Below are 19483 nucleotides of genomic sequence, written 5' to 3' on the forward strand. Positions count from 1 at the left end.
TATATTTCAAGAAACACATTTTAACTATTAAATTTTACCATAATTCTTATAAGATGTTTTACTCTTTAGTATCTTTTTTAAGAAATAAGCTATACTATTTAAAATGATTTTGAAAAAATTAGTAGTTTCTTCTTTTTATGTTAATAAATTATGCAGTTTCCAAATATAAAGCAAAAAAAACAAACTCCTGTAAATGCTTACAGGAGTTTGCTACAAAATTATAAGGCTTTTTGTCAAAAGCCCTTTTCATTCGAATTTTACGAAGCACCTGCTTCTTCAAACTCAACCTCTTCTAACTCGCCTAAACGATGATACTCTGTTAAAACCGCATCTTGAATTTTAGAGCGTGTACCAGAATTAATTGGATGTGCAATGTCACGGAACTCTCCATCTGGAGTACGTTTACTTGGCATTGCTACAAATAATCCATTATTACCATCAATTACACGAATATCATGAACAACAAATTCATGGTCTAGAGTAATAGAGGCAATTGCTCTCATGCGGCCTTCTGTGTTTACGCGGCGTAATCTTACGTCAGTCACTTCCATCTTGTGTTCACCACCCTTTTCTAAATAAGCGATATATTTGTATAAATTCCACAAATTTTCTATTTTCCCTTTAATTTTTTAAAAATTTTTAAGATAAAAATTTTTAATGTAGTTGAATATAGAGATTAGTAGAGGTTATCGCTTACAAAAGGTTACTTAACTAGAGCGATTACTTCAATTTCAACGGAAACATCTTTCGGTAATTTTGCTACTTGCACACAAGATCGAGCTGGTTTATGAGTAGAGAAATAAGAGCTATATACTTCATTCACAGCATTAAAATCATCCATGTCCTTTAAAAATACTGTTGTTTTTACGACTGTATCAAATGAAGCACCTGCTTCCTCTAATACCGCTTGTAAATTTTGAAATACTTGTTCTGTTTGTACTGTTACATCTCCTGTTACAAGCTCCCCATTTGCCGTCAATGGAATTTGTCCTGAGCTATAGAACATGTTATTTACAATAATCCCCTGTGAATAAGGTCCAATTGCTTGTGGTGCCTTGCTTGTTTGAACAACTTTCATACTTTTCACCCTTTTATTATTTATTTTACTCTTTAAAAATAGTGTACGAAAGGCAGTTTGTCCACCTATTTTATAATCTATAAATAAAATAAAAAAAGATAGAGCTATCTGCTCTATCTTTTATTCCGCCTCTACAAGCCCTTCATCAAATGGCGCAAGAGAATAATTCCCTTTTTCCACTTGAATCGTTTTTTCTTTCACATCAACTTCCGATAGACGAATTAATGATACAAAATTATTAATTAATCGTTCTTCAATATCTGTGGATTCTACTAATACACCAATACCAACAACATTAGCCTTGAACTCTTCTAACATACTCATCATACCTTGAATTGTTCCGCCAGCTTTCATGAAGTCATCAATAATTAAAACATTCGACCCTTCTGGAAGACTGCGTTTTGCTAACGTCATTGTTTGAATTCGTTTAGAAGAACCCGACACATAGTTAATACTAACAGTCGGACCTTCTGTTACCTTATTATCTTTCCTTGCAATTACAACTGGTACATCTAAGTAATTTGCCACTGCATAAGCAAGTGGAATCCCTTTCGTTGCCACCGTCATAACTGCATCAATTGGTTGCCTAGCAAAAACAGAAGCAAACAAACGACCTGCGCCATTAATATGGCGAGGATTACTCAATAAATCTGTCATGTATAAGTAACCGCCAGGCAAAATACGATCTGGGTTTTCAAATAAGCCACAAAGCTCATCAATAATTAGATCTGCCTCTTCTTCACTTATATACGGTATATATTTCACTCCTCCTGCTGCTCCTGGTATCGTTTGCAATGTGCCGACCCCTTGTTGTTCAAACGTTTGCTTAATAATAACTAAATCTTCACTAATGGAAGACTTAGCCGATTGATACCTTTCAGCAAAAAAAGTGAGAGATACTAGCTGACGAGGGTTTTGTAGCAAGTAATAAGTCATATCGACTAACCTTGTACTTCTTCTAATTTTCATACTCTCACCTCAAATCACGAATATTCTAAACAAATCATAACGTATTATACGTCTTTATTCAAGCGTTTCTCGCTCTCCTAATAAACGTACCGCATAGACTTGTTCACAAAATCCTTTTAATCCGTTATAAATGCGATGCATTCGTGAATCATGGTGTACAAGTCCAAATACAGTTGGACCACTTCCACTCATTAATACAGCATCCGCTCCAAATCGCTTCATCTGTGATTTAATACGGGCAACTTCAGGATGCATTCCAAATGTTACATCTTCTAAAACGTTACCAACAGTATCACAAATTCCTTTATAATCACCAGAATTTATGACATCAACCATTTTATCTACATTCGGATGTGTAACTCGATTTAACTTTAAATTTCCATACACATCAGCAGTAGATACACCTATATGTGGTTTCGCTAAAATAACCCAACAAGAAGGCGGAGTCTTTATATGCTCAATTTTCTCTCCTCTTCCAGTGGCAATTGCTGTGCCTCCGTATACACAGAACGATACATCTGATCCAATTTCTGCGCCAAGCTCTGCTAACTCATCAATTGTAAGCCCTAAATTCCATAATTTATTAAGACCACGTAATGTCGCTGCTGCATCACTACTTCCACCTGCTAATCCAGCTGCTACTGGAATCGTTTTTTCAATAGTAATAGATACACCTTTTTTTACATTAAACTTCTCTTTTAATAATTTCGCTGCCTGATAAGCTAAATTTCGTTGGTCGTCTGGGACATACCGATTATGGGATAAAATTTCAATACGGTCTTCTGCTAATTCCGTTAGTTCTAGACGATCTGCTAAATCAATGGTTGTCATAATCATTTTCACTTCATGATATCCGTCTTGTCTTTTTCCCAGTACATCTAACGACAGATTAATCTTTGCTGGTGCTTTCACTAGTAGCTTCAATCTATTCACCCACTCTATGTACTCAATCTTTTATCGTTTATTTTACCATAAATTTATAGTAAGACGATGACACTTCCCTAATTATAACGAAAAGCATTCAGAATGAAACTACTTATGTAAAATGATGGCACCTTTTAGAGTACAAAAAGCCGAGGAATGTCTCCTCGGCTACCGTAGCATAGAAAGTATCTTACAACTACTGGTTTCGTTTCATTAATTGCTGTTCTGCAATTTCTATAGCACGTTTCACCATGTTACCAGCATCTTTCGCACGAATTCCGCCCCATCCTTCTTTCTGAACAACATCATAAAAGCCAAGCTCTTTTGCTAGCTCTTCTTTAAATTGGTTTGACATGACACCTCTTCGTCTACTCAATGCAGAGTCCCTCCTTATTTTGCTACGGTATAGTTAGTATGCAAAATAATATAGCTTTTCATTTATGGGAATATATGTAATGATATACGGATTATAAAATGACCTCATTATGAGGGTCTCCATAAAATGTTAACTCTACTGTCTCTGTTAAAACATCTGCATAACTATAAGATACACGTTGCAACGCATCTTCTTGTTGATCCAATTGTACAACAAAAACGGAACGGTATGTTTCTGCTAGTACACCTGATTGCTCCACAGTTTTTCTTCTTCCACTATTTGCTTTTAACATAAGTCGTTGTCCAAGATGGTGATCTAATTCGCTTTTAATTTCATCTAAACGTTTTGACATATACTTCGCTACACCTCGCTGTAATTTAGATTGAACACTTAAAGCACGATATATCTATCCTAATTATTAACCGCGATTCACAGCTAATATCATCCTGCGTTTGAATAGATAGAAGAAATACTATATTGTAAAAGTATCATTACGTAGTCTGTACGTTCTTACCTCTTTTTATCCAAATTCATTTAAATCCTTCCATACAAAAAAGCAAGATACATATGTATCCTGCTTACTCTTCGTAATGTTGAAAAGGTAATCCCGTTCGTAAAATCCCTCTCGTTTCAATTCCACCTAGTCCCTTTTCACCAGTAATTGTATTACGTACGACATCCCATACATTGACTCTCTCCATAAATGAAGTAAAACTAATTTTACCAACTACATATACAGGATCTAGTGCATGAATATTAATTCTAGATGGTGAACTAGCGAAATTGGCCCCTGCACGAATTAGTGCCTCAAAATGTGATTGACATGCCCCAGCAAAAATAACAAGTTGATCCAGTGATGGATATTTTTTTCGCACTTCACGAACAGCCTGTACAAAATGCCTTGAATGCCTATATGCCGCTAAATCTCCCTTCACTCCTTTTGATTTTGTATATGCATCATGCCCTGTAATAACGAGAATGTCTGGGCGAAAGTGATCTATTAAGTCTACTACTTTTTCATGCATCTCCGTTTCTTTACAATGAATACCTTGAACAGGAACGCCAATTTTGTTATATAAGTCTAAGCACTTGCGCAAATATAAAGGGTCTCCATCTATATGCAATACACGTCCCGGCATTTGAAAATAATTCACCTCACTTGTGTATCCACCAGTTGAAGTATGTTCATGCCTTTGTTTCATCAGTACATAATCTTGTTGAAATAAACGATACGTGCGCTCCATTGTTTCTTTCTCACGCTTCACCCTTTTTTTATGTTCTCTTTGATCTATACTAATTAAATCTTCAAGTGGCGCATCCGCCACCAGTCTAATTTCCTCTCCAAACAATATAGCTATCTCACCTTTTATTTCTATAATACGAAAAAGAATATCCCTCTTATGAGAATATCGTTCCACTAATTCTCCAACATGTAAAACCATTCTCCTACCTCCAAACTCATTAGGCCATCTTACCTGTTTTTAAAGTATGAATTTAGAGAGAGAAAGGTGACAAAAGGGACAGTTCAAGTTGAACTGTCCCTTTCATATTCTTATGCTAATTTATGAAGAACTAATGCATTACTTAATGTTGCAAACTCTTCAATAGATAGCGTTTCGCCTCTTCGCTTTGGATCAATTCCTACTTCTGTTAAAATTCGATCCAATAACTCCTTATCTTTCGGGAAACCATTTAAATTATTTGATAAATTATTCATTAAAGTTTTACGGCGCTGTGCGAAACTTGCTCGTACTACTTCAAAGAAGAACGTTTCATCTGTCACCTCTACAACCGGTTTAGGACGCTTTAGAAGGCGGATAATTGCAGAATCAACGTTTGGCTGTGGTACAAACACTGTACGCGGTACAGTCATAACTGTTTCAACCTCTGTATAATACTGAATGGCAATCGATAAAGAACCATACTCTTTCGTTCCAGGTTTAGCAGCTAAACGATCTCCAACTTCTTTTTGCATCATAACAACAAATCCACGAACTGGTAACTTTTCTTCAAGCAATTTAAATAAAATTGGCGTTGTAATATAGTATGGTAAGTTAGCTACTACCATTACATCTTGCCCTTCTTCAAATTGCTCATTAAATACTTCATGTACATCTGCTTTTAGTACGTCTTTATTAATAACTGTAACGTTACCATATGGCGCTAACGTCTCATCTAAAATTGGTAATAGTCTTTGATCAATTTCAAAAGCCACTACTTTTTTAGCACGCTTTGCTAATTGCTCTGTTAATGCACCAATACCTGGTCCAATTTCAATTGCACCACTTTCTGAACCAATTTCTGCATGATCGACAATACGATTTAATACATTTGTATCAATTAAAAAGTTTTGTCCTAAACTTTTTTTGAATGAAAATCCATACTTTTCAACAATGTCTTTTGTACGATTTGGCGTTGCGATATCCTTCATTTTTTTTCCTCCTGTATTACTTGCTTATAAGCTTCTGCAAATGATTCCTTTGAAACTTGAAACATCTGTAATCGTTTATGTAACTGTTTTGCATTTGTATAACCAATCTTTAATAGCTTACCCATTCTTTCTCTGCGGCTCTTTGCCATTTCTCCGCCCACTAAGCCTGCATCGACTAAATCGCTCCAACTAATTTCACTTGTGTAAGCTTCCATTTCTTCATGTATATTCTCTAGAGCGCGGCGAATCGACTCATTAGAAGCGTGTTCGATCCCAACACCCTTTTTCCTTTTAGCAAGCGCTTCTTCCTTCGGTAAAAAGGCATGCTTACAGCCAGGAACCTTGTCAGAAATAATTTTTCGAATACGCTCTCCAGGATAATCCGGATCTGTGAAAATAATAACGCCCCTTTTTTGCTGCGCTAATTTAACTTGCTCAATAACATGATCACCGATTGCTGAACCGTTCGTTTCAATTGTATCCGCATCAACAGCACGCTTAATCGCAACTGTATCATCTTTACCTTCTACAACGATAATCTCTTTTATTTTCATGCTTGCCTCCACACTCATTTCGTCTCTACTTAGTAAAACAAAAAAATGACGACTTTTCCATTATTATTTTCCCCATTCTCATATTTTAAAAAATAGAATAGAAAAATCTTTGTTCTCTGTCCTTATTGTAACACTTCATCATTCACATTTATTTTCTTCATCACTTCTACTAGTTTTCCTCAAAATAAAAAAGAACAGGTTTCCCCATTCTTTTTTATTCAACACCAAATAAAACTTTTGCATTTTTAGTTGTCATTTCTGCTACTTCCTCATAAGAAATTCCTTTTAAATTCGCAATTTCTTCTGCTACTAGTTTTACATAACTCGGTTCATTTCGTTTCCCTCGAAATGGATGCGGTGTTAAATACGGACAATCCGTCTCTATTAACAATTTCTCTAATGGAATCTCCGTAGCAACCTCTTTCGGCTTCTTAGCGTTTTTAAATGTAACTGGTCCACCTAACGAAATTAAAAAGTTCATATCAACACATCGCTCTGCTACCTCTACGCTGCCGCTAAAGCAATGCATAATGCCTCCTACTTCAGCTGCATTCTCTTCTTCTAGAATATCAACAATATCTTGAGTTGCATCGCGGTTATGTATAATAATCGGCAATTTTACTTTTTTCGCTAATGCAATTTGTTTACGGAATACTTCTTTCTGTATTTCTTTTGGAGACTTATCCCAGTGATAATCTAAGCCCATTTCTCCAAGTGCAACGACTTTAGGATGAGAAGCAAGTTCTTCTAACCAAGTTAAATGTTCTTCTGTCATGTCGATTGCATCAACTGGGTGCCACCCAACCGCAGCGTAAATAAAATCATAGGCTTCAGCTAATTCCATCGCCTTTTTTATCGTTACTTCATCAAATCCAACAACAACTGTATAAGTAACTCCCGCTTCTTTCATTCGGGCAATAACCTCTTGCAAATCTCCTTCGAATTGCTCTGCATTCAAATGTGAATGTGTATCAAACAACATAATACATAACTCCTTTTATATTGAAATCAAGTTTATTCTACAAAAATAAGTTCTTTAATGACTTAACGATAACAATACTACAATCTTAATGCAAAAATAGAGAGTGTAAAAAGAAAAAAGACGCTTCACACATGTTACACGTGAAACATCTCTTTTCTTGTCTTAATTACTTGATTTTTGTACCATTTGGTAGATTTTGGTCAATTGATGCTAATGACAATACGCCATTCTCTTCACCCGCTAAAATCATACCTTGCGATAATTCACCGCGTAATTTTACAGGTTTTAAGTTTGTTACACAAATAACCTTTTTACCTTTTAAGTCTTCCGGCGAATAGAATTTTGCAATTCCAGAAACAACTTGACGCTTTTCTGTACCTAAGTCTAGTTGAATTTTTAACAGCTTGTCTGCTTTTTTCACAGGTTCAGCAGATAGTACTTCAGCTACGCGTAATTCTACTTTAAAGAAATCATCAATTGTAATTTCTTCTGCCTTCGGTTCTTCTTCTTTTTTCTCTTCTACTTTAGGAGCAGAGCTTTTCATTTGTTCTTTAATGTACTCTACTTCCACTTCCATTTCTAAACGAGGGAAAATTGGGTTTCCTTTTTCTACTTTTGTTCCAGCTGGAATGCAGCCAATTGTAGAGAGACTTTCCCAAGATTTATGAGCTTCATCAGTAAGGCCAAGCTGAGCAAACATCTTGCTTGGTGCTACTGTTAAGAATGGCATAAGCATAATACCTGTTTGACGAAGTACTTCTGCTAAATGAGCCATTACAGAGGCTAACTTTTCACGATCATTTTCATCTTTTGCTAATACCCATGGTTGTGTTTCATCAATATATTTATTCGTACGACTAACTAGTTGCCAAATAGATCCTAACGCTACAGAGAACTCCATATTCTCCATTGCTTCTTCTACTTTTTTCAAAGTATCTTGTGCAAACGCTACTAACGTTTCATCAAATTCCGTCACATTTGCTTTAAATGCAGGGATTTCTCCGTTAAAGTACTTATCAATCATAGCTACTGTACGATTTAATAAATTACCTAAGTCATTTGCTAAGTCGAAATTAATACGCTCCACAAATCCTTCTGGTGTAAATACGCCATCAGATCCAAATGGAACTTCACGAAGTAGGTAATAACGTAATGCATCTAATCCGTAACGATCGATTAATGTAACTGGATCTACTACGTTTCCTTTTGACTTACTCATCTTTCCATCCTTCATTAAAATCCAGCCATGAGCAAAGACTTTCTTCGGAAGAGGTAAATCTAATGCCATTAAAATTATCGGCCAATAAATTGTATGGAAACGAACAATTTCTTTCCCAACTAAATGCACATCTGCAGGCCAGAATTTTTTATATTTCTCTTCATTTGCTGTTCCATAACCTAACGCCGTAATATAGTTAGATAATGCGTCAACCCATACATAAATAACGTGTTTTGGGTTACCAGGAACACGAACTCCCCAGTCAAATGAAGTACGAGAAACTGCTAAATCTTCTAATCCTGGTTTAATAAAATTATTAATCATTTCATTTTTACGAGACTCCGGCTGAATGAAATGTGGATTATCTTCATAGAACTTTAATAGTCTGTCGACATATTTACCCATTCTAAAGAAATAAGATTCTTCACGAACAAGTTCTACATCATGACCACTATCTGGGCTTTTTCCTCCAACTACTTTGTCGCCTTCCATAATTGGATCTACTAATTGATGCTCTGTATAGAACGTCTCATCTTGTACAGAATACCAACCTTCATATTCATCAAGATAAATGTCACCTTGATCTACTAATTGTTTAAAGATTTTTTCGACAACATCTTTATGACGATCTTCAGTTGTACGAATAAAATCATCATAAGAAATATCCATCTTCTCCCAAAGCTCTTTAATTCCTGCAACAATGTTATCAACATATGCCTGTGGCGTAATATTTAACTCTTCTGCTTTCTTTTGGATCTTCTGTCCATGCTCATCAGTTCCTGTTAAATAATGCACATTATAACCTTGCATACGCTTATATCGTGCCATCGCATCTCCTGCTACTGTCGTATAAGCATGTCCAATGTGTAATTTTCCACTTGGATAATAAATTGGGGTAGTAATATAAAAGGACTTATTTTCCTCTGTCATTGTTTTGGACCTCCCGAATAACCTCATATGTATTTATAAACAGTATATCAAAAACTCATATATAAAGTGAAACTTTAATCAGTAGGGTTTTTGTTCCTCCCCACTAATTATTAGCCCACGTTAATTGGGCTTTTACGAGCAGCCCAAATCTAACTTATCTTCTTTACGCCAACCTAATTTTCAATTTAGGTCTTAATGCTCGATATCTTTATCATCTATTGCTCATATTTCAAAAAAATATACAATATCCACTTTGAATTTATCATTTTTTCAGAAAATAATGTAAATAATTGTGGAATTTCCTCTCAATCTATTATATATAAGAAATAAGAAATCTATAAATCTTTTTAAAAAATATAGAATTTAAGAATTGACGGAAATGTAAATGATTGGTATCATATGTCCATAGGGTATTTTGTCGAAAAATGACGAATCTAAAAATAGACTCGAAACTTATAAACTATTTATTTAGGAGGAAAAAAATTATGAAATCTACTGGTATTGTTCGTAAAGTTGATGAATTAGGTCGTGTAGTAATTCCAATCGAATTACGCCGTACTTTAGGTATTGCAGAAAAGGACGCTCTTGAAATCTATGTTGATGACGAAAAAATCATCTTAAAGAAATATAAACCAAACATGACTTGCCAAGTAACTGGTGAAGTATCTGACGGTAACCTTTCTTTAGCTGAAGGTAAAATCATCTTAAGCAAAGAAGGCGCTGAGCAAATCTTAAACGAACTTCAAGATTATATCGAAACAGCAAAATAAGCTTCTCAATTATGAGAAGCTTATTTTTTATCGACATGATAGATTTGATATACATCTCTTTTCGACAAATCTCGATCTTTAGCGACTGTTTTAATCGCTTCTTTTGAATTCATACTTTTTTCATTTATATAATATTCAATATGATCATATACCGAAAGAGATTCCCACCATTGTTCTTCTGGAGCAGGTTCTTCTGTTGAACCAGCTACTAAAATACAAAATTCACCACGTACTTCATTTTGCTTCGTCCACTCAATTGCTTCTTCGATTGTTCCTCGAATAAATTCCTCAAATTTTTTCGTTAACTCTCGACATAATACAATCTCTCTATTTCCCAACACTTCCTGCATCGAAATTAAAGTATCATCTAAACGATGAGGTGCTTCATAAAACATCATTGTAGTTTGTACATAACGAAGCTTTTCTAACTCCATCTTCCGTTCCTTTTTGTTTCTCTGCAAGAAACCATAGAAATAAAACTGCTTTGTTTCAAGACCGGATGCAATTAATGCTGTAAGGGCTGCATTTGCTCCAGGAAGCGGAATTACATGATATTGCTCAGCTACTGCCTCAACGACAATATCGTAACCTGGATCAGAAATACACGGCATACCAGCGTCACTAACAAGTGCTATATTCTTTCCATCCTCTAATTTCTCTAATAGTTTCTTCCCACTTACTTCTTTATTGTGCTCATGATAACTCGTGACAGGTGTTTCAATTTCAAAATAATTACAAAGTTTTTTCGTTTGTCTCGTATCTTCAGCAGCAATTAAATCAACTTCTTTTAAAATTCGGATTGCACGAAATGTCATATCTTCTAGATTTCCAATAGGAGTTGGTACTAAATATAAAACTCCCTTTTCATTTTGTTGAAAGCTTTTTTGTTGCCACATAGCGTTCTCCTTTTTGCATATATGCCTCTTTTTGTTTTCTCGTTAATTGCTTAAAGTAATACTCCGCTTGCATAGCTGTACGCTTATCATCGTGGGTCTCTACATATTTTAAAACGACAGGAAGCCTGACGCGTGTATACTTAGCCCCTTTGCCGCTATTATGAGTCTGAATTCTCTTTTCTATATGGTTTGTATATCCAGCATAATAACTTCCATCAGAGCACTCTACCACATAAAAAAAGTGCTTATTCTTCTCCATATAAAATTGAACGTAGCTCCTTTGTATATTCGTTATTGTTCTCATATACAACGAGAGGCGGTAAAATTTTCAAATCTGCATTTCCATCCTTAATTCCTTCAATTAACAATGTATTTGCTTCTTTTCCAACCTTAGGATAAACAAATTGCACACGCTTTGGTTCAATTTTATATTTACGCATTAATGTGACAATGTCTAGTAATCGCCCTGGACGATGTACAAACGCTACTTTCCCACCTTGTTTTACTAACTGACTACTTGCAGATACAACATCTTCTAATGTACACATAATTTCATGACGAGCTATCGCTAAATGTTCATTCATATTTTTCTCTGAAGTTTGAGGTGTTTGAAAATATGGTGGATTACATGTAACAACATCATATTGATGACGCCCAAGTTTCTCTGGCATATCTTTCAAATCTCCATGTATGAGGTGAATTCTTTCTTCTAACCCATTGTATTGAACACTTCTTACTCCCATATCATATAAGCGTTCTTGAATTTCCACACCAGTAATATTTCCTTTTGTTCTTGTACTTAATAGAAGGGGAACAACCGCGTTACCTGTACACAAATCAAGTAAATTCCCCTTTTGAATTGGTACCCATGCAAAATCTGCAAGTAAAACGGCATCTAAAGAAAAATTAAATACTGATGGGCTTTGTATAATCTTCATGTCTTGTGCTAATAAGTAATCTAAACGTTCATCTTCATATAAATTCATATACTGCTCCTTTTCTTACCCTTAACCTACCCTATTTCATGTATAAAAAATTACCTTTCCAATTATAATTGGAAAGGTAATTTCACTTTTTATTTAAGAATGAAAGACAGAACAAACAATCTCCCTCTTTACGTACACTTCCATAATGTAGATTGCAAATATGAAAACCTTCTTGATATAGTCTCGCTAAATTGTCATAGCCTTCACCAATATCTGTTTTCGGCTTCACTTCTTTACGTTTTTGAGTTTTTTGTTTTTCTTTATTCTGCACTTCTTCAAAACGGTGTCGCAAATTGTTATTTTCCATTTTTATATGTTGGTTTTCTTCCAACAACTCTGCAAGATGCTGTTTTAACTCTCCCAACTGTTTATATAAATGTCCAATTTGCTCTTCCATACTAGAAACCGATTCAAAAATATCTTTTTTCTCCACAAGCACCCACCTCATTAATCTGTGGTTTGACTCGAAACGACCCCTTTATTCACTAACTCATCTAACGTATATTCTACTATCCGTTCCTTGTCTACTAGTTCCACTTGAATTAATCTTTCTAAAATATTTAATCCGATAACACGGCCAGTACCATGCGGGGTTTGTATACGTTGATCTAAATCAGGAAGTTGTTCCTTTGCTGCCTCATATTCATCATTCTCATATTTTAAGCAACACATTAAGCGACCACATAAACCAGAGATTTTTGCAGGATTTAATGATAAATTTTGATCCTTTGCCATTTTAATGGATACAGGTTCAAAATCCCCTAAAAAAGTAGAACAACAAAGCATACGACCACATGGACCAATACCACCTAGCATCTTCGCTTCATCACGAACACCAATTTGTCTTAGTTCAATTCTTGTTCTAAAAATTGCGGCTAAGTCCTTCACTAGTTCGCGGAAATCGATCCGACCATCCGCAGTAAAATAGAAAATAATCTTATTACGATCGAATGTATACTCTACATCTACAAGTTTCATATCAAGATTATGCTCTACTACCTTTTGTTGACAAACTTGATATGCTTCTTTGGCAGCATGTTTGTTCTCTTCAACAATGGTACGATCATTTTCATTTGCAATACGAATAACCTTTTTTAGCGGTAATACAACGTCGTTTTCATCAACTTGTTTTTTGGTAATAACTACTTTTCCGTATTCAATACCTCTTACCGTTTCTACAATGACAAACTCATTTTCAGAGATATCGAACTGGTTTGGATCAAAGTAATATACCTTTCCGGCCTTCTTAAAGCGAACACCTACTACATCATACAAAACGGTCATCCCTCCTGCAACCGCAACACTAACTGTTCGAACACAAGCTGCGCATTTACATTAGCGTTGATTCTATTTTTTGCCTCTAATATATTAAAGAGAGCTGATACAATGCGCTTCTGAGCATAGGAAAACGATTCAAACATCTCTTTCTGCTCATGAAAAACAAGACGATCTTCTTCTCCAAGTTGAACATATAATAAATCCTTATAAATAAGGAGTAACATATCTAAACCTTGCTGTAATTGTTCTTTCTCTCCAAAGTGTTTTCCCCATTTTTCTTGTACAAAAAAAATAGAGGTTTTATCTTTTTCGAGCGCTTCACATAATTTTATCACTAAAGCTCGTGCTTGTGCAAACCATTCATCACTACATAAAGCTAAAGCTTCATCAAAACTATTTGTAAGTTGAGCAGCAAGTGTCGATAAAGATGCTGTAATCCCTTCATCCTGTAATCTTCTAATTAAAGATTCCGTAGGTAACGGTCTAAACGTAACAACTTGGCAGCGAGATAAAATCGTATTTAAAATTTGATGACTTTGTTCAGTAAGTAAAATAGCAGTTGTATCACTACTTGGTTCTTCTAAAAATTTCAAAAGTGTATTTGCCGCATTTGCTGTCATACGATCTGCGTGCTCAATAATATATAATTTTTTATTTGCCTCTAATCCTGTTTTTGAAAACTCTTCTTGTAAATCATGAATTTGCTGCTTCTTAATAGATAATCCGTCTGGTTTTACAATATGTAAGTTAGGGTGGTTACCTGAATCAATTCGCTTACAGTTTGTACATACATGGCAGGGCTCTACTCCATTCCGCTCAGAACAGAGGAAACTCTTTGCCATTTGAATTGCTGTGGCAAACTTTCCTGTCCCTTTCCCTCCCTCTAACAAGTAAGCGTGGGATATACGCTCTTTTGCAATGCTATTCATCAACATTTTTACACCGATGGGTTGTATAGCAGAAAGCTGCTCCCACGTCTTCGTCATAATGCATACCTCACTTATTTCATTCTTTCCTTCTATTATAACAATTTATCTTCTATAATCTGAACAACTTCTTCTATAAGTTTTTCCATCGGTTGATCAGCATTTACCAATACAATACGATCCGAGAAACGTTCTACAACTTGTAAATACCCTTCGCGCACACGTTTATGGAAAGAGATATCTTCCATATCTAGTCGATTTACTTCACGTCCTGCATCTTTTTCAATCCGAGCCAAACCAACCTCAGGCTCAATGTCTAGATAAATTGTTAAACTAGGCATACAGTCCTCTGTTGCGAAACGATTTATTTCAAATACCTTATCCATACCCAATCCTCTTGCATAGCCTTGGTATGCTAAAGAGCTATCTATAAAACGATCACATAACACGAGGTAGTTCTCATTAAGTGCTGGCATAACTTTTTCTACTAAATGTTGTCTGCGCGCAGCAGCATAAAGAAGCGCTTCTGTACGTGCTTCCATCATCGTATATTCTTGTTTATGTAAAATCGTCCTAATGTCCTCAGAAATTGCAATACCGCCTGGTTCCCTTGTCGCCATTACCTTCCGTGCTTTTTGTTCAAAATATGGCAATAAGCTTTTAATTAACGTTGTTTTACCTGAACCTTCTGGGCCCTCAATTGTTACAAATAATCCCTTCATCCTAAAACCTACTTTCTATATCATACACTTTCATATATTTCGTATTACCTTGAAAACGAGCTCCTGCTCTTTCTAAATACATAATTTGCTCTTTATGCTCTGAAGTAATTCTCTCTCCATACATAATTAATGGAATTCCAGGTGGATACGGAATCACCATTTCCGCCGCTATCATTCCAACAGCCTCTTCTATAGATACTATCTTTGTTTCATATCCGTCTAGTTGTTTATACGTATACGGTAAAAGAGAGAATTCACCATTATAAGTATAACGAATAGATTCCCTCTTGTCTTTCACCTCATAATGTTGCAATGCTACTCGGATCATCTCTATAACCTTCATATATCCCTCATTTACTTGTAAGGGTAAAATAAATAGGACATTGTACGGATCAGCCATCTCTGTATATATACCGACCTTTTCAAATACAGACTGTAATTCGTACCCTGATAACTGACAACGAGTTTGTACGGTGACCTTTAACTCATCTTGCAACGGATATTCTAAAATGGTGATTTGGGGAATAGAACGTAATTGTTCCTTAAATCTTCGTAAAAACTCAACAATTTCACTGTGACCTTCTTCTTTTATACGCGCCATTGTAAAGCGTGCTATATCCAAGGAAGCCATAATTGGATACGATGGACTACTAGATTGTAGCATACTTAAATAAGTAGTAACCTTATCTTCGTCTACTAAATGACTATTTATATGTAAATAGGAACCCATTGTCATTGCGGGTAATGTTTTATGTGCAGAATGAACTACAATATCTGCACCATATGTTAATGCTGACTTCGGAAATGGTTCTCCCAAACATAGATGTGCCCCATGTGCCTCATCTACCAAAACAGGGATTTTATGTGCATGTGCAAAAGCGATGCTTGCCTCTAGATCCATCCCCATACCATAATAATTAGGATGCGTTAAAATAAGTGCTTTCGCATTTGGATACTTTCCAATTGCGTTCTTAATAATTTCATTACGAACTCCCACTGGTACGTTATAAGCTTCATCAATCCATGGATCTAAAAAAATGGGATTTGCTCCCGCAAGTTTTAAACCATTAATAATTGATTTATGACAATTTCTTTGTACAAGAACAATATCATGTTCCCCGCAACAAGACAAAATCATCGCTAAGTTCCCGACTGTTGAACCATTAATTAAAAAATAACTTCTCTTTGTATTATAAACTTCAGCCAATAATTGTTGTGCCTCATCTATACATTCAAACGGACTATGCAAATCATCTAGTCCTGCTAATTCAGTTACATCAATAGATAGAATACCTTTAAACTCTCTTATTGCCTCCTGAGGGAAGTTTAAACCATTCTTATGACCAGGAACATGAAAGGATAACGGCCCACTTTCTTTAAACTCTATTAACGCCTCATATAAAGGCATACGATTTTGATTCATCTACATCTCTTCCTTATTATTCATTCTCTATCTATTATACAGAACAAAAAAAATAATAGGCATATGCCTATTTAAAAATATGATACTTCTAATTTTCGAAGCTGCTTTAAATAATATATATATTTCGGATCATCTGTCTCTGTATTCACCATATCCTTTTCACATTCATGGCATATTAAATTATTATAAACATATATACCTTCTTTTCTTTTTGTCTCACAAACAATACAAACTTCACTTTGTAATTTCATAATCTTCCCTCCCTATTTAAGTGAACCTATTTTATACTTCTAATCCTTAACAATTTACAGAAAAATATACACCCATCTTTTATATAATATGATTAACTCTTGGGCAACGTGTTTGTATTTCCATTACTTCTTTCCCATTCTTTTTAACAATACAAAAAAACACAAGTCAAATGACTTGTGTTTTTAGTTGCTTGGCGACGTCCTACTCTCACAGGGACAAGGTCCCAACTACCATCGGCGCTAGAGAGCTTAACTTCCGTGTTCGGTATGGGAACGGGTGTGACCTCTCTGCCATCATCACCAAACTATGAAGGCATATTCCTTCAAAACTAGATAACATTGCTTCATATTATATGGTTAAGTCCTCGATCTATTAGTATTCGTCAGCTCCACATGTCACCATGCTTCCACCTCGAACCTATCAACCTGATCATCTTTCAGGGATCTTACTAGCTTACGCTATGGGAAATCTCATCTTGAGGGGGGCTTCATGCTTAGATGCTTTCAGCACTTATCCCTTCCGCACATAGCTACCCAGCTATGCCCTTGGCAGAACAACTGGTACACCAGCGGTGCGTCCATCCCGGTCCTCTCGTACTAAGGACAGCTCCTCTCAAATTTCCTACGCCCACGACGGATAGGGACCGAACTGTCTCACGACGTTCTGAACCCAGCTCGCGTACCGCTTTAATGGGCGAACAGCCCAACCCTTGGGACCGACTACAGCCCCAGGATGCGATGAGCCGACATCGAGGTGCCAAACCTCCCCGTCGATGTGGACTCTTGGGGGAGATAAGCCTGTTATCCCCGGGGTAGCTTTTATCCGTTGAGCGATGGCCCTTCCATGCGGAACCACCGGATCACTAAGCCCGACTTTCGTCCCTGCTCGACTTGTAGGTCTCGCAGTCAAGCTCCCTTATGCCTTTGCACTCTACGAATGATTTCCAACCATTCTGAGGGAACCTTTGGGCGCCTCCGTTACACTTTAGGAGGCGACCGCCCCAGTCAAACTGCCCACCTGACACTGTCTCCCGGGTCGATAAGACCCGTAGGTTAGAATTTCAATACAGTCAGGGCGGTATCCCACCAGCGCCTCCACCGAAGCTAGCGCTCCGGTTTCAATGGCTCCCGCCTATCCTGTACAAACTGTACCAAAATTCAATATCAGGCTACAGTAAAGCTCCACGGGGTCTTTCCGTCCTGTCGCGGGTAACCTGCATCTTCACAGGTACTATAATTTCACCGAGTCTCTGGTTGAGACAGTGCCCAAATCGTTACACCTTTCGTGCGGGTCGGAACTTACCCGACAAGGAATTTCGCTACCTTAGGACCGTTATAGTTACGGCCGCCGTTTACTGGGGCTTCAGTTCAGAGCTTCGCTTACGCTAACCCCTCTCCTTAACCTTCCAGCACCGGGCAGGTGTCACCCCCTATACTTCGCCTTACGGCTTCGCAGAGAGCTGTGTTTTTGCTAAACAGTCGCTTGGGCCTATTCACTGCGGCTTTCCGTTAAGAAAGCACCCCTTCTCCCGAAGTTACGGGGTCATTTTGCCGAGTTCCTTAACCAGAGTTCTCTCGCACACCTTAGGATTCTCTCCTCGCCTACCTGTGTCGGTTTGCGGTACAGGCACCTTTTATCTCGCTAGAAGCTTTTCTTGGCAGCGGGGAATCAAAGACTTCGCTCCATAAGGAGCTTCCCCATCACAGCTCAGCCTTCACGATAAGCGGATTTGCCTACTTATCAGCCTAACTGCTTGGACGTGCACAACCAATCGCACGCTTCTTCTATCCTTCTGCGTCCCTCCATTGCTCAAACGATAAAGAGGTGGTACAGGAATATCAACCTGTTGTCCATCGCCTACGCCTGTCGGCCTCGGCTTAGGTCCTGACTAACCCTGAGCGGACGAGCCTTCCTCAGGAAACCTTAGGCATTCGGTGGACGGGATTCTCACCCGTCTTTCGCTACTCATACCGGCATTCTCACTTCTAAGCACTCCACCAGTCCTTCCGGTCTGACTTCACTGTCCTTAGAACGCTCCCCTACCACTGATACCATTGGTATCAATCCGCAGCTTCGGTGGTGTATTTAGCCCCGGTACATTTTCGGCGCAGAGTCACTCGACTAGTGAGCTATTACGCACTCTTTAAATGGTGGCTGCTTCTAAGCCAACATCCTAGTTGTCTAAGCAACTCCACATCCTTTTCCACTTAATACACACTTTGGGACCTTAGCTGGCGGTCTGGGCTGTTTCCCTTTTGACTACGGATCTTATCACTCGCAGTCTGACTCCTAAGGATAAGTCATTGGCATTCGGAGTTTGACTGAATTCGGTAATCCGATGAGGACCCCTAGTCCAATCAGTGCTCTACCTCCAAGACTCTTACACTTAAGGCTAGCCCTAAAGCTATTTCGGGGAGAACCAGCTATCTCCAGGTTCGATTGGAATTTCTCCGCTACCCACACCTCATCCCCGCACTTTTCAACGTGCGTGGGTTCGGGCCTCCATTCAGTGTTACCTGAACTTCACCCTGGACATGGGTAGATCACCTGGTTTCGGGTCTACGACCACGTACTAAACGCCCTATTCAGACTCGCTTTCGCTGCGGCTCCGCCTCTTCAGCTTAACCTCGCACGGGATCGTAACTCGCCGGTTCATTCTACAAAAGGCACGCCATCACCCGTTAACGGGCTCTGACTATTTGTAGGCACACGGTTTCAGGATCTCTTTCACTCCCCTTCCGGGGTGCTTTTCACCTTTCCCTCACGG

General features: G+C 37.4%; 21 protein-coding genes and 2 rRNA genes (1 of these 23 running past the window's edge). 1 reads left to right on the top strand and 22 read right to left on the bottom strand.

The window, feature by feature from the left end; genetic code table 11:
* Positions 1-257: 257 nt before the first annotated feature.
* The 11 genes from spoVG to metG form a co-directional block, all read right to left on the bottom strand.
* Positions 258-551 (bottom strand): septation regulator SpoVG, encoded by a 294-nt coding sequence (gene spoVG, locus MKY38_RS22045; protein ID WP_000454041.1) that lies wholly within the window; start codon positions 549-551, stop codon positions 258-260.
* A gap of 152 nt (positions 552-703) precedes the next feature.
* Complete coding sequence (locus tag MKY38_RS22050) at positions 704-1078, bottom strand: RidA family protein (protein ID WP_000869815.1); 375 nt, start codon at positions 1076-1078, stop codon at positions 704-706.
* A 120-nt stretch (positions 1079-1198) separates the two neighbouring features.
* Positions 1199-2047, bottom strand: a complete 849-nt coding sequence (gene purR / locus MKY38_RS22055; RefSeq protein WP_000702466.1) for a pur operon repressor — start codon at positions 2045-2047, stop codon at positions 1199-1201.
* A gap of 54 nt (positions 2048-2101) precedes the next feature.
* Positions 2102-2971 (bottom strand): 4-(cytidine 5'-diphospho)-2-C-methyl-D-erythritol kinase, encoded by an 870-nt coding sequence (gene ispE, locus MKY38_RS22060; protein ID WP_000772104.1) that lies wholly within the window; start codon positions 2969-2971, stop codon positions 2102-2104.
* A 196-nt stretch (positions 2972-3167) separates the two neighbouring features.
* A complete protein-coding gene (sspF, locus tag MKY38_RS22065; protein WP_002094215.1) occupies positions 3168-3347 on the bottom strand; it encodes an acid-soluble spore protein SspF in 180 nt (59 codons plus the stop codon).
* A 91-nt stretch (positions 3348-3438) separates the two neighbouring features.
* Positions 3439-3699: a biofilm formation stimulator Veg gene (gene veg / locus MKY38_RS22070; protein WP_000044347.1), complete on the bottom strand. Its 261-nt coding sequence runs from the start codon at positions 3697-3699 to the stop codon at positions 3439-3441.
* 226 nt (positions 3700-3925) lie between these two features.
* Positions 3926-4789, bottom strand: coding sequence for a sporulation peptidase YabG (yabG, locus tag MKY38_RS22075; protein WP_000242868.1), 864 nt, complete (start codon positions 4787-4789; stop codon positions 3926-3928).
* Positions 4790-4899: 110 nt separating this feature from the next.
* Entirely contained in the window at positions 4900-5778 is an 879-nt protein-coding gene (gene rsmA / locus MKY38_RS22080) for a 16S rRNA (adenine(1518)-N(6)/adenine(1519)-N(6))-dimethyltransferase RsmA (protein WP_063535453.1), read from the bottom strand.
* Positions 5775-6332, bottom strand: coding sequence for a ribonuclease M5 (gene rnmV, locus MKY38_RS22085; protein ID WP_000692835.1), 558 nt, complete (start codon positions 6330-6332; stop codon positions 5775-5777). Before rnmV ends, rsmA begins: the two co-directional genes overlap by 4 nt.
* A gap of 214 nt (positions 6333-6546) precedes the next feature.
* A complete protein-coding gene (locus MKY38_RS22090; RefSeq protein WP_341049692.1) occupies positions 6547-7314 on the bottom strand; it encodes a TatD family hydrolase in 768 nt (255 codons plus the stop codon).
* A gap of 166 nt (positions 7315-7480) precedes the next feature.
* The gene (gene metG / locus MKY38_RS22095; RefSeq protein WP_000134132.1) at positions 7481-9463 is read right to left on the bottom strand and encodes a methionine--tRNA ligase; all 1983 of its coding nucleotides are present in this window, start codon (positions 9461-9463) and stop codon (positions 7481-7483) included.
* A gap of 485 nt (positions 9464-9948) precedes the next feature.
* Here metG and MKY38_RS22100 point away from each other — a divergent pair, with 485 nt between their 5' ends.
* Positions 9949-10233 carry an AbrB/MazE/SpoVT family DNA-binding domain-containing protein gene (locus MKY38_RS22100; protein ID WP_000843036.1) on the top strand — a complete coding sequence of 95 codons (285 nt, stop codon included), beginning with the start codon at positions 9949-9951 and terminating at the stop codon, positions 10231-10233.
* 20 nt (positions 10234-10253) lie between these two features.
* On the opposite strand, the gene rsmI is transcribed toward MKY38_RS22100, so the two are convergent.
* From rsmI to MKY38_RS22155, 11 genes are all read right to left on the bottom strand, one after another.
* Positions 10254-11129 (bottom strand): 16S rRNA (cytidine(1402)-2'-O)-methyltransferase, encoded by an 876-nt coding sequence (gene rsmI / locus MKY38_RS22105; protein ID WP_285601605.1) that lies wholly within the window; start codon positions 11127-11129, stop codon positions 10254-10256.
* A complete protein-coding gene (locus MKY38_RS22110) occupies positions 11098-11388 on the bottom strand; it encodes a GIY-YIG nuclease family protein (protein WP_000414350.1) in 291 nt (96 codons plus the stop codon). The genes rsmI and MKY38_RS22110 overlap by 32 nt, the downstream gene beginning before the upstream one ends.
* Positions 11375-12115, bottom strand: a complete 741-nt coding sequence (locus tag MKY38_RS22115; protein WP_001055366.1) for a tRNA1(Val) (adenine(37)-N6)-methyltransferase — start codon at positions 12113-12115, stop codon at positions 11375-11377. Before MKY38_RS22115 ends, MKY38_RS22110 begins: the two co-directional genes overlap by 14 nt.
* 82 nt (positions 12116-12197) lie before the next feature.
* Positions 12198-12548 carry a DNA replication initiation control protein YabA gene (gene yabA / locus MKY38_RS22120; RefSeq protein WP_000412063.1) on the bottom strand — a complete coding sequence of 117 codons (351 nt, stop codon included), beginning with the start codon at positions 12546-12548 and terminating at the stop codon, positions 12198-12200.
* Between the two features lie 14 nt (positions 12549-12562).
* On the bottom strand, positions 12563-13390 hold the full coding sequence (locus tag MKY38_RS22125) for a PSP1 domain-containing protein (RefSeq protein WP_000272429.1): 828 nt from the start codon (positions 13388-13390) through the stop codon (positions 12563-12565).
* Positions 13391-13395: 5 nt separating this feature from the next.
* The gene (holB, locus tag MKY38_RS22130) at positions 13396-14379 is read right to left on the bottom strand and encodes a DNA polymerase III subunit delta' (protein WP_000169564.1); all 984 of its coding nucleotides are present in this window, start codon (positions 14377-14379) and stop codon (positions 13396-13398) included.
* A 35-nt stretch (positions 14380-14414) separates the two neighbouring features.
* On the bottom strand, positions 14415-15041 hold the full coding sequence (tmk, locus tag MKY38_RS22135) for a dTMP kinase (protein WP_341049700.1): 627 nt from the start codon (positions 15039-15041) through the stop codon (positions 14415-14417).
* A gap of 1 nt (position 15042) precedes the next feature.
* Positions 15043-16464, bottom strand: coding sequence for an aminotransferase class I/II-fold pyridoxal phosphate-dependent enzyme (locus tag MKY38_RS22140; protein ID WP_341049702.1), 1422 nt, complete (start codon positions 16462-16464; stop codon positions 15043-15045).
* A 71-nt stretch (positions 16465-16535) separates the two neighbouring features.
* On the bottom strand, positions 16536-16715 hold the full coding sequence (locus MKY38_RS22145; protein ID WP_000776278.1) for a sigma factor G inhibitor Gin: 180 nt from the start codon (positions 16713-16715) through the stop codon (positions 16536-16538).
* Between the two features lie 189 nt (positions 16716-16904).
* Positions 16905-17020: ribosomal RNA gene (gene rrf, locus MKY38_RS22150) — 5S ribosomal RNA — on the bottom strand.
* 48 nt (positions 17021-17068) lie between these two features.
* Positions 17069-19483, bottom strand: a 23S ribosomal RNA gene (locus MKY38_RS22155) (it continues 507 nt past the right edge of the window).

This window comes from Bacillus sp. FSL R5-0585 (assembly GCF_038004545.1).
In the GTDB taxonomy this organism is placed as follows: domain Bacteria; phylum Bacillota; class Bacilli; order Bacillales; family Bacillaceae_G; genus Bacillus_A; species Bacillus_A cereus.

Bases quoted from the DNA above. Each gene is read 5' to 3' on its own strand.
- spoVG (WP_000454041.1), bottom strand. From the start codon at position 551: ATGGAAGTGACTGACGTAAGATTACGCCGCGTAAACACAGAAGGCCGC.
- MKY38_RS22050 (WP_000869815.1), bottom strand. From the start codon at position 1,078: ATGAAAGTTGTTCAAACAAGCAAGGCACCACAAGCAATTGGACCTTAT.
- purR (WP_000702466.1), bottom strand. From the start codon at position 2,047: ATGAAAATTAGAAGAAGTACAAGGTTAGTCGATATGACTTATTACTTG.
- veg (WP_000044347.1), bottom strand. From the start codon at position 3,699: ATGTCAAAACGTTTAGATGAAATTAAAAGCGAATTAGATCACCATCTT.
- yabG (WP_000242868.1), bottom strand. From the start codon at position 4,789: ATGGTTTTACATGTTGGAGAATTAGTGGAACGATATTCTCATAAGAGG.
- rsmA (WP_063535453.1), bottom strand. From the start codon at position 5,778: ATGAAGGATATCGCAACGCCAAATCGTACAAAAGACATTGTTGAAAAG.
- rnmV (WP_000692835.1), bottom strand. From the start codon at position 6,332: ATGAAAATAAAAGAGATTATCGTTGTAGAAGGTAAAGATGATACAGTT.
- MKY38_RS22090 (WP_341049692.1), bottom strand. From the start codon at position 7,314: ATGTTGTTTGATACACATTCACATTTGAATGCAGAGCAATTCGAAGGA.
- metG (WP_000134132.1), bottom strand. From the start codon at position 9,463: ATGACAGAGGAAAATAAGTCCTTTTATATTACTACCCCAATTTATTAT.
- MKY38_RS22100 (WP_000843036.1), top strand. From the start codon at position 9,949: ATGAAATCTACTGGTATTGTTCGTAAAGTTGATGAATTAGGTCGTGTA.
- rsmI (WP_285601605.1), bottom strand. From the start codon at position 11,129: ATGTGGCAACAAAAAAGCTTTCAACAAAATGAAAAGGGAGTTTTATAT.
- MKY38_RS22110 (WP_000414350.1), bottom strand. From the start codon at position 11,388: ATGGAGAAGAATAAGCACTTTTTTTATGTGGTAGAGTGCTCTGATGGA.
- MKY38_RS22115 (WP_001055366.1), bottom strand. From the start codon at position 12,115: ATGAATTTATATGAAGATGAACGTTTAGATTACTTATTAGCACAAGAC.
- holB (WP_000169564.1), bottom strand. From the start codon at position 14,379: ATGACGAAGACGTGGGAGCAGCTTTCTGCTATACAACCCATCGGTGTA.
- tmk (WP_341049700.1), bottom strand. From the start codon at position 15,041: ATGAAGGGATTATTTGTAACAATTGAGGGCCCAGAAGGTTCAGGTAAA.
- MKY38_RS22140 (WP_341049702.1), bottom strand. From the start codon at position 16,464: ATGAATCAAAATCGTATGCCTTTATATGAGGCGTTAATAGAGTTTAAA.
- MKY38_RS22145 (WP_000776278.1), bottom strand. From the start codon at position 16,715: ATGAAATTACAAAGTGAAGTTTGTATTGTTTGTGAGACAAAAAGAAAA.